This window comes from Streptomyces sp. NPDC053513, assembly GCF_044544765.1.
Taxonomy (GTDB): domain Bacteria; phylum Actinomycetota; class Actinomycetes; order Streptomycetales; family Streptomycetaceae; genus Streptomyces; species Streptomyces litmocidini.
This window is the reverse complement of sequence record NZ_JBITXP010000054.1, coordinates 1-7862: the sequence shown is the minus strand read 5'-3', so window position 1 is coordinate 7862 and position 7862 is coordinate 1. Positions and strand designations below refer to the sequence as shown.

The following is a 7862-nucleotide window of genomic DNA, read 5'->3' as shown; positions in this document are numbered from 1 at the left end:
GAGGACACCCCCGAGCCGCTGAAGGACGCCTTCGCCGCCCTGCTGGAAAGCCTGGGCGAGGTCGCCGGGGACGGCGTCCACCCGGGACTGTTCACCGAGGTGTTCTGGGCGTCCCTGCACGGGCTGGCCACCCTGACCCGGGAGGGACGGCTGCCACCGGAGGACACCGAGCGGAGGGTGGAACTGCTCGTGAACCGGCTCGCCGTCCTCTGACACACCGTCCCGGGGCACACCGTCTCGGGGCACGCCCTTCCCGGGACACACCGTCTCGGGGCACGCAGTCGGGGCCCTCTGGCCCCCGCCGCTGCCTGCGGCAACGTTCCGGTCACTCGCGTCCACACGGCGCAGCCGCAGATCGCCGGGCCCCGTGCCCCAGGCCGGCACCCGCCCATCAGCCGCGTCAACAACGCTGCGGGGCAATACACCTGTACGCGGCCACGGGCATCACCCCTCTCGACCCGACGGCATAGCCGAGCGCTGGCGTCCAGGAGCGCCCGGGAGGCGCGCAGCACCCCGCACGCAACCCATTTGCCCATGAGATATGCCAACTCGACTGCACTGCGACGCCTCGATGCTCCACCGTGGATGGGGGGCGGCCGCTCGGCACGCCCTGGACCGACGAGGAGGCGAACCGGGATGACCTGGAAGAGCGGGAAGGGTTCGAGTCACATGAGGGTGCGGCGACGTACCCGATCGACTGGGAGAAGGCGCGCGGCGACGAGAGCGACGAGTACGACGCCTCCGGGCCCTGGGCCGACTGGGAGGGGCACATGGACGAGGTGGCCGCACGAGCTGTGGTGTTGCCCGAAGATGTGGCCGGCCTGCTGCGGCAGCTGCGCGAGGGCCTGGACGAGATCGTCGGCGACGAGCCGCTTGTGGCGCTGAAGGCGGTCGGAGAGCTGGAGGCGATCGTCGCGTCGGCCGGCCCCCTCGCGGCCGCCTGTGCCACGGGGGACGAGATCCCGGTGCCGCGGGTCGCCGAGGCCCTGGGCATGACGGAGAAGGCGGCACGCTCCCGCCTGGTGCACTACGCGTACCTGCCCCGCTGAACAAGAAATCGGTTGTGGTCTGGTGCGCCGGGTCGGCGGCTGGAAGGCAGGGGAGCGCCGTGGCGCAGCATCTTGAAGCGTATGCCCCAAAGGTCTCTGCAGCGTCGTGGGATCACCGCCGCCGTGTCCGGGGTGGCGATCAGCAAGGCCGCCGTCTCACGCAAAGGCCCCGGCTTTGAGCCCACCTGATCTGCGGCGCCGTGCCGCGCCGTGATGGTTCCGGTTATGGGGCGGGCAGGCGACGGGCGAGGTCGGCGGCGATGGCGTCGGTCGGGTGAAAGATCCCTTCGGCAGTAGTGAGTCGGCGTTGCTGGTCGGTCCGGACCCGGCAGACCGTGCGGCTGCGCGGTGGCTTCCCGGGCGTCGACGGCCAGGACCTGATGGTTTTGCTCGACCTCCTCGGCCTGTGCCCTCGGATGGTCTGCCGGCTCCAGGCCGCCCCCATGGTGCGGCGGGCGCTCGGCGCTGCCTCGATCGACAGAGCGGCCTTCGGGCTCCGCGCGCGAGATGCCCTGTTATGTTCTAGTTTGTCCATCGATCGACCGTTCTTCGGAAAGGGAGCTTTTCTCATGGCTGAGAAGGCCAAGGGCAAGATGGAACAGGCCAAGGGCAAGGCCAAGGAGGTCGCCGGCAAGGCGACCGGGAACGAGCGGATGAAGGCCGAAGGCAAGACCGACCAGGTCAAGGGAAAGACCCGCGAGGTCGCGGACAAGGGCAAGGAACAGGCCCGCGGGGTGAAGGACTCCCTGCGCGACCGCCGTCAGCCCTGAGCACCCCGCCCGCTGCACGGACTGCAGGCCATGGCGCCTCCCAGCCCACTGGGAACGGGTCGAGCCCGCGCTCGCCGCCTACGAGGTCGGAGGAGGAGACGCATCGGCGGCTTGATGTGATGACCGCTGTGGCTCCGAGCGGGCTGCAACAGCACGCGGTTGAGCACACTCGTCGCCGATGACGGCGCCGTGAGGCTGCCCGGCTGTCACGGATCGATCCGGGGAGGCCCGGTCACCCGGCGCGCTGGGTGGTCTCCCCGGCCTGGGCAGGCACCGCGGGCAGGGGGACGGTGCAGGAGGCGCAGCGTCGAGCCTGGGCCGGTACGGGACTGAGGCACTCAGGGCAGTCCCGCTTGGGGGCCTGGACGTCGTGGTGGGGGGCGAGGCGCTCGTGCAGCTTGTTGATCGGGAGTACAACCAGGAAGTACAGGGCGCTGGCGAGGAGGAGGAAGCTGATCGCCGCGTTGATGAAGGCTCCGTAGGGGAATTCGGTGGCGCCCACGGTGAAGGTCTTGTGGCTCATATTGCCGGTGGCGCCGGTCGCCAGCCCCACGAGCGGGGTCAGGAAGGCACCGACGAAGCCGTTGACGACGGCGGTGAACGCCGCTCCGATGACGATGCCGACGGCCAGGTCGACCACGTTGCCGCGCAGGATGAAGCTGCGGAAGCCCTTCACCTTCTCACTCCTTACAGGCTCTTGACGTCGCAGGGCGGCGTTAAGGGGCGCAGCAGACCCGGCCCCTTCACCCCCGGATGCCCTGCCACGCCTCACTCATGCCTGCTGGACGCGCACTGCGTACGCCGTTCCAGATCGTCCTCGTGTCCGAGGCGTGAGAAGGCACGCACAAATGCCCGAGGCCGCCACCCCAACCGCACCCTCTCGCTTTCATGTGGGTGCCGGCTCAAGCCCCCTGCGGCGGCGCCTGGTTCGTCGACCCCGCCTGGGTCGGCACACGGCGGGAGCTCCTCGAGGAGCTGTTGGCTGTCGCGCACGCCAGTCGCTGGAGGAGATCCGCCGTTCGTGTGCCGAAGGTCGCTTCTGAGCAGCGCCGGTGCAACAGGGGTGCTGGTCACCGGATGTTGTAGCCGCTGAACGGATCGTGGGATCAGCCGTTGGCGAGTATCGAACCCGAAGACGACGGTGTCTGGTGGGCGTGGGCACAGGGCGCGGCAGAGGTGGTCGTGGGAATCCGCATGCGGCGCAGGAGATCCCGGGTGGTGCGCTTGCACAGGGTGCTGCGCCAGGCGAGTCCCGGGTGACGGGACCGCAGGTGCGAGAGGGCACGGGTGCCCAGGCCGGTGCTGTGGAAGCGCTCGTCGATGTCGACGGCGGTGATGACGCCCTGGGCGCAGTGGGTGCAGATCCGGTAGTGGACCCGGCCGACGACCTGGCGGATGTGGACGAGGAGCAGGCATTCCTCGCCGGGCCCGGAGGTGTCCGGGATGTGCGTGGACAGGAAGTCGATCGCCCGGTAGGCGAGGATACGTCGGCGCAGGCGGCCGACGGGCCGGCTGCGCCGCGAGTGCTTGGCGCCGGTAGAGCCCGGTGGTGATGTCCGGGCTGCGGGGGCCAGGCCGAACAAACTGCTGCTGGGGGGACGCGCATGTTGTCCGTGCATGACCTCCCGTGTGCCCAGACAGCCCAGGAATACCCGCCCCGGTGCGCCGGCCACCATGCCCCGGGGCGCACGCGCCCAGTTCCAGGCCGAGGGCCACGAACTTCAGGACGAGGACATCGCCCGGCTCTCCCCGCTCGAGCACCGCGACCTGAACCTGCTCGGCCGCTACAGCTTCACCGCCTCCACCCTCGCCGCTGGGAACCTGCGCCCACTGCGCGATCCGGGCGCGCCGAAGCTGGCGAGGACGACGACAGGAGCGGGCAGAAGTGAGTGCCTGACGATGTCCGACGGCACACCACGAGCGCTGCTGGCCGGTGCGATCGGGAAGGCCAGTGGTCAATTCAGTTGAGTGTTCTTGCGGTACGGGGCGGGCAGACCGGGTGCGCCCTGCGGAAGAGCAGCAAGCGTGACGGGTACTCAGCGCCTCGTCTCGTACCTGGTCAGGACCACGCCGCAGGGAAGCGTCCGCGTCTCCACCAGGTTGAGGTTCACCCAGTTGTCCAGCGCGGTGAAGAACGGCGTGCCGCCGCCCACCAGGACCGGCGCGGTGGCCAGCACGTACTCGTCGATCAGCCCGGCCCGCATGGCCGCCCCGGCGAGCGTCGCGCCGCCGATGTCCATCGGGCCGCCGTCCTCGGCCTTGAGCCGGGTGATCTCGGCGACCGCGTCGCCGGTGACCAGGCGGGTGTTCCAGTCGACCTCGTCGATCGTCGAGGAGAACACCACCTTCGACATGTCCCGCCAGCGGCGCGCGAACTCGATCTCCGCCGGGGTCGCGCCCGGCTGCTGGTCCCCGGTCGGCCAGTAGGAACTCATCGTCTGCCACAGCTTGCGCCCGTACAGCGTCAAATCGGTCGCCTGCAACTGGTCGGACCAGAACTGGAACAGCTCGTCGCTCGGCACGCTCCAGCCGATGTCGTCACCGGGCGCGGCGATGTAGCCGTCCAGGGACAGGTTCATGCCGTAGATCAGTTTCCGCATGACGCAGCCTTCCGTCCGTGGGTGTTCGGCGTATGGACCAGCGCGGCGCGGGAAACTCATCGGTGCACGATCCGGGCTCGCCGGCCCAGGCGACGAGAACCGGACAGACAGCTTGAGACGCAGGCGCACGCGTGAGGCCCGGATCCTGTGGATCCGGGCCTCACGCCACTTCAGTAGCGGGGACAGGATGTGAACCTGCGACCTCTGGGTTATGAGCCCAGCGAGCTACCGAGCTGCTCCACCCCGCGTCGGAAAGCCCAACTGTACGCCACCACGGCACCGCCCAAGACCAGGCCAACGAAGCCGTTCGTATCGCCGCCTTCTGTGGTCACGGAGGGTACACGCGTGTAGCGCTCCTGTTAGCTGTCGTGGTTCGGATGTTCCCCTTTGCCCACGCCCCGGCGTGGGCTTTTTGCTGTTCTGTGCCGCAGGGACCAAGGCGATCACCCCCGCCTCCCGCATGGTGCGGGAGGCGTCCCTCGACTGGAAGGCACCAGACATGGCTACCGGAACTGTGAAGTGGTTCAACGCCGAAAAGGGCTTCGGCTTCATCGCCCAGGAGGGCGGCGGCCCGGACGTCTTCGCCCGCTACTCCGCGATCAACTCCTCGGGCTTCCGCGAACTCCAGGAAGGCCAGACGGTCGCCTTCGACGTCACCCAGGGCCAGAAGGGCCCCCAGGCGGAGAACATCACCCCCGCCTGACCCCCTCCCGCAGGGGCGAAGAGCCCAGCGGCATAACGCGTGGCGAACAGGTTCAGGGCCGTGCAGCTAATACTTCAGCTGTAGATCCTGATCTCCATGTCTGGGATGCGGCTTGTCGCTGGTAATGGCTGGTGCGTGATCGCTTTTGATGGCGGCGTCGCCAGTCGGACCAACCGAGCCGGTGGGCCGCATCGCGGAGAGGCCGGATGGCGAAGGTGATGAACAAGCGCTGGATCTCGTTGCAGGACAGCGGGACCAGGTCGTCAGAGGTGGACTGTCGGGCGTGTTCGTTCGCACGGACCACCGCGAGGAAGGCGTGGGCGAGCATCGCAAGGGTGACCCGGCGGATCCAGGAGGGGGAGAGGCGGACCTGGTGCTCATCGAGGCCGGCCGGCCCTTTCTCGCTCTGGAAGGTCTCCTCGACCCGCCATCTCGACCCCGCGACCCGCACCGTCGTCGTCAGCGGCACCGGATTCGGCGAGTAGCAGCGGTAGTAGGCGAGTTCGCCGCTGGTGCGGTTGCGGCGGATCAGCAGCCGGCGGTGACCCGGGCAGAGATCGGCCAGGTCGATGACCGCCCAGTCATAGAACCGCTGTCCCTTCGCGCCGCGTCCGGCCGAGAGCTTCTGCCAGGCCCGCTTCGGCATCTTCCGGGCCAGGGCATCGGCGCGGAACGTGCCCGCACCGGTGATCACTTCGGCCGAACAGGCCGCCGCGAGGCCATAGCCCATGCGGCGCTCCTCCAGGGCGGATCTCAGTTTCGGGTTGCCGCCGTAGACCTCGTCACCGGTGATCCAGTCCACGCGGTGTCCGGCATCCATGAACCGTTCGATCATCGTGCGGGCCAGCTCCGGCTTGGTCGCGAAGACGGTTTCCTCGCCGATCCCCGCCGCCCGGCAGAGGTCCGGGTAGCCCGTCCAGGAGCGCGGGACGTACAGCTCCCGGTCCACCGCCGCGTGTCCCCGGGCACTGGCGTAGACGAGGTAGACGGCGACCTGGGAGTTCTCGATCCGTCCCGCGGTGTCTGTGTACTGGCGTTGGACCCCGACGGTGCGGGTGCCCTTCTTCACGTCGCCGGTCTCGTCGACGACCAGCACCGCTGCATCGTCGTAGAGGTGCTCGACGACGTATTCGCGGACGTCGTCGCGGACGGCATCGGCGCTCCAGGACGCCCGGCACAGCAGGTGCTGCATGCCGTGCGGGGTTGCCTCGCCGACACTCCGCGATCGTCCAGCAGTTCTTGCACGGCAGGTCCGACAGCAGGCCCAGCACCAATCGCCTGGCCCGTAGGCGAGGTTCATAGCGGGCGAACGGCCCGCGATGCGCCCCATGGCCACCTCGAACGCCTCCCGCCAACGTGCGGGATTTATGTGGTGACCAGTCGTCACCGTATCGTCGTCAGTCCACACAACCCACGATGATCAACGGCGGGCGCATCTGTTCCCGCGCCGGCTCCACCGGCAAGATCACAATCCACACAGCTGGAGCACTACAGTCCGCTTAGAGTCGTGCGGGCCTTTGAGAGCGCTCTGCATCGTCCCGCGAACCCCTCCTTCAAGGGGCGCGGAAATACGTGGACGGACCTGCGGAAGATCACGTACTGTGTGGCTCCACGCCCTGAGATGGATGGAAGGAGGCGAGTGCCGTGCGGTTCACACCTTTCCAGCGCTCCCTCTTCCGCTGTCCCGGCGTGGTTCGTCAGTTCTGACCGGGAGCGCTCCAGACAGCCTGTATCCCGGAGGAATCCATGACCGATACGGTCATCCGCGCGCTCTCCGCGAGTGACGCATATCTTTTCGACGCACACCCCGATCCCCTCGGCGCCGGTGAAGGCCACCGGCGTACCCGGTTCCGCCCCGACTGGAAGCGCGTCGCCCTGCGCGACGGCGAGGTCGTCGCACGCGGCGCGTGGTGGGGCGGTCCCGACGACTCGGAGCCCGTCAACATCAACTGGTTCGACGTGGTCGAAGGCGAGGAAGAGGCAGGGGCCGAACTCCTGCGCTCCGCTCCCTGGCAGGTCGAACTCGAGATCAACCTGCCCGGCGGCTGGCGGGAGAAGGCCGACCTGCGCGCCGCCGCCGAGGCGCGCTTCGCCGCCGCACGAGCCGCAGGGTACGAACTCCTGGTGGAACGCTTCCTGTACCGCTGGACCCCGGAGCGAGGTCTGCCCGAGCGGCCCGGACGCCTGCGCTTCAGCGCCGAACCCGACGACACCGTGTTCTTCGACGCGTTGCGCCGCATCCACTCCGCCACCCTGGACGCCCACGCACTCAGGGCCATAGAGGAGGGCGGCCTCGACCAGGCCGCCCAGGAGGAACTCGACTTCTTCCACTGGTGCCCCTCCCCACGGGAGTGGTGGCAGACGGCGTACACGCCGGAGGGCGACCTGGCCGGCATCCACATCCCGGCCCACAACCCCTCCGGCCCGACCATCGGCTTCATCGGAGTCGTCCCGGAACAGCGCGGTCGCGGCTACGCCTACGACCTCCTCGCGGAGTGCACCCACCTCCTCGTCGAGCAGGGCGCGGAGTTCGTCAGCGGAGCAACGGACCAGGGCAACTTCCCCATGGCCGCGAACTTCGCCAAGGCCGGCTTCCCCGTCATCCGTGAACGCATCAACTTTCACCCGGCGGTCCAAGCGGCCTAACGAGCTCGTGCACGGTAAGCGGTGAGACGTCGAAGGCTGCGGCGGGGCCGGTGCTCACCTCTGCCGTCGAGGGCTCAGGTCGACGGTCTGCTGC

The 7862-nt window shown here is 68.8% G+C and carries 8 protein-coding genes, 1 tRNA gene and 2 pseudogenes; 6 read left to right on the top strand and 5 right to left on the bottom strand.

Going from position 1 to position 7862, the window contains the following annotated elements; translation table 11 throughout:
• The 3 genes from ACIGW4_RS38040 to ACIGW4_RS38030 all read left to right on the top strand — a co-directional run.
• Positions 1 to 213 (top strand): TetR-like C-terminal domain-containing protein (locus ACIGW4_RS38040; protein ID WP_399586111.1); only part of this gene is annotated, 213 nt, incomplete at its 5' end.
• Positions 214 to 581: 368 nt separating this feature from the next.
• The gene (locus ACIGW4_RS38035) at positions 582 to 1049 is read left to right on the top strand and encodes a hypothetical protein (RefSeq protein ID WP_399586301.1); all 468 of its coding nucleotides are present in this window, start codon (positions 582 to 584) and stop codon (positions 1047 to 1049) included.
• A 569-nt stretch (positions 1050 to 1618) separates the two neighbouring features.
• Positions 1619 to 1819: a CsbD family protein gene (locus ACIGW4_RS38030; RefSeq protein ID WP_389317825.1), complete on the top strand. Its 201-nt coding sequence runs from the start codon at positions 1619 to 1621 to the stop codon at positions 1817 to 1819.
• 232 nt (positions 1820 to 2051) lie between these two features.
• Here the strand turns inward: ACIGW4_RS38030 and mscL are convergent, their stop codons facing one another.
• Positions 2052 to 2495 (bottom strand): large conductance mechanosensitive channel protein MscL, encoded by a 444-nt coding sequence (gene mscL, locus ACIGW4_RS38025; protein ID WP_123457765.1) that lies wholly within the window; start codon positions 2493 to 2495, stop codon positions 2052 to 2054.
• Positions 2496 to 2925: 430 nt separating this feature from the next.
• Positions 2926 to 3438, bottom strand: coding sequence for a hypothetical protein (locus tag ACIGW4_RS38020; RefSeq protein WP_359591331.1), 513 nt, complete (start codon positions 3436 to 3438; stop codon positions 2926 to 2928).
• A gap of 67 nt (positions 3439 to 3505) precedes the next feature.
• Between ACIGW4_RS38020 and ACIGW4_RS38015 the strand changes: the two are divergent.
• A pseudogene (locus ACIGW4_RS38015) lies at positions 3506 to 3708 on the top strand (hypothetical protein); the annotation flags it as partial.
• A gap of 147 nt (positions 3709 to 3855) precedes the next feature.
• On the opposite strand, the gene ACIGW4_RS38010 reads toward ACIGW4_RS38015, so the two are convergent.
• Both ACIGW4_RS38010 and ACIGW4_RS38005 read right to left on the bottom strand, forming a co-directional pair.
• Positions 3856 to 4419: a dihydrofolate reductase family protein gene (locus ACIGW4_RS38010; protein WP_123457763.1), complete on the bottom strand. Its 564-nt coding sequence runs from the start codon at positions 4417 to 4419 to the stop codon at positions 3856 to 3858.
• A gap of 174 nt (positions 4420 to 4593) precedes the next feature.
• A tRNA-Met gene (locus tag ACIGW4_RS38005) sits at positions 4594 to 4667 on the bottom strand.
• A gap of 251 nt (positions 4668 to 4918) precedes the next feature.
• On the opposite strand from ACIGW4_RS38005, the gene ACIGW4_RS38000 reads away from it, so the two are divergent.
• The gene (locus ACIGW4_RS38000; protein ID WP_399586296.1) at positions 4919 to 5122 is read left to right on the top strand and encodes a cold-shock protein; all 204 of its coding nucleotides are present in this window, start codon (positions 4919 to 4921) and stop codon (positions 5120 to 5122) included.
• Positions 5123 to 5174: 52 nt separating this feature from the next.
• Here the strand turns inward: ACIGW4_RS38000 and ACIGW4_RS37995 are convergent.
• Positions 5175 to 6452: pseudogene (locus ACIGW4_RS37995) on the bottom strand (IS701 family transposase).
• 416 nt (positions 6453 to 6868) lie between these two features.
• On the opposite strand from ACIGW4_RS37995, the gene ACIGW4_RS37990 reads away from it, so the two are divergent.
• A complete protein-coding gene (locus tag ACIGW4_RS37990; protein ID WP_399586294.1) occupies positions 6869 to 7768 on the top strand; it encodes a GNAT family N-acetyltransferase in 900 nt (299 codons plus the stop codon).
• Positions 7769 to 7862: the final 94 nt, after the last annotated feature.

Coding starts and splice junctions, on each gene's coding strand:
- ACIGW4_RS38030 (WP_389317825.1), top strand. CDS start 1,619: ATGGCTGAGAAGGCCAAGGGCAAGATGGAACAGGCCAAGGGCAAGGCC.
- ACIGW4_RS38020 (WP_359591331.1), bottom strand. CDS start 3,438: ATGCACGGACAACATGCGCGTCCCCCCAGCAGCAGTTTGTTCGGCCTG.
- ACIGW4_RS38010 (WP_123457763.1), bottom strand. CDS start 4,419: ATGCGGAAACTGATCTACGGCATGAACCTGTCCCTGGACGGCTACATC.
- ACIGW4_RS38000 (WP_399586296.1), top strand. CDS start 4,919: ATGGCTACCGGAACTGTGAAGTGGTTCAACGCCGAAAAGGGCTTCGGC.
- ACIGW4_RS37990 (WP_399586294.1), top strand. CDS start 6,869: ATGACCGATACGGTCATCCGCGCGCTCTCCGCGAGTGACGCATATCTT.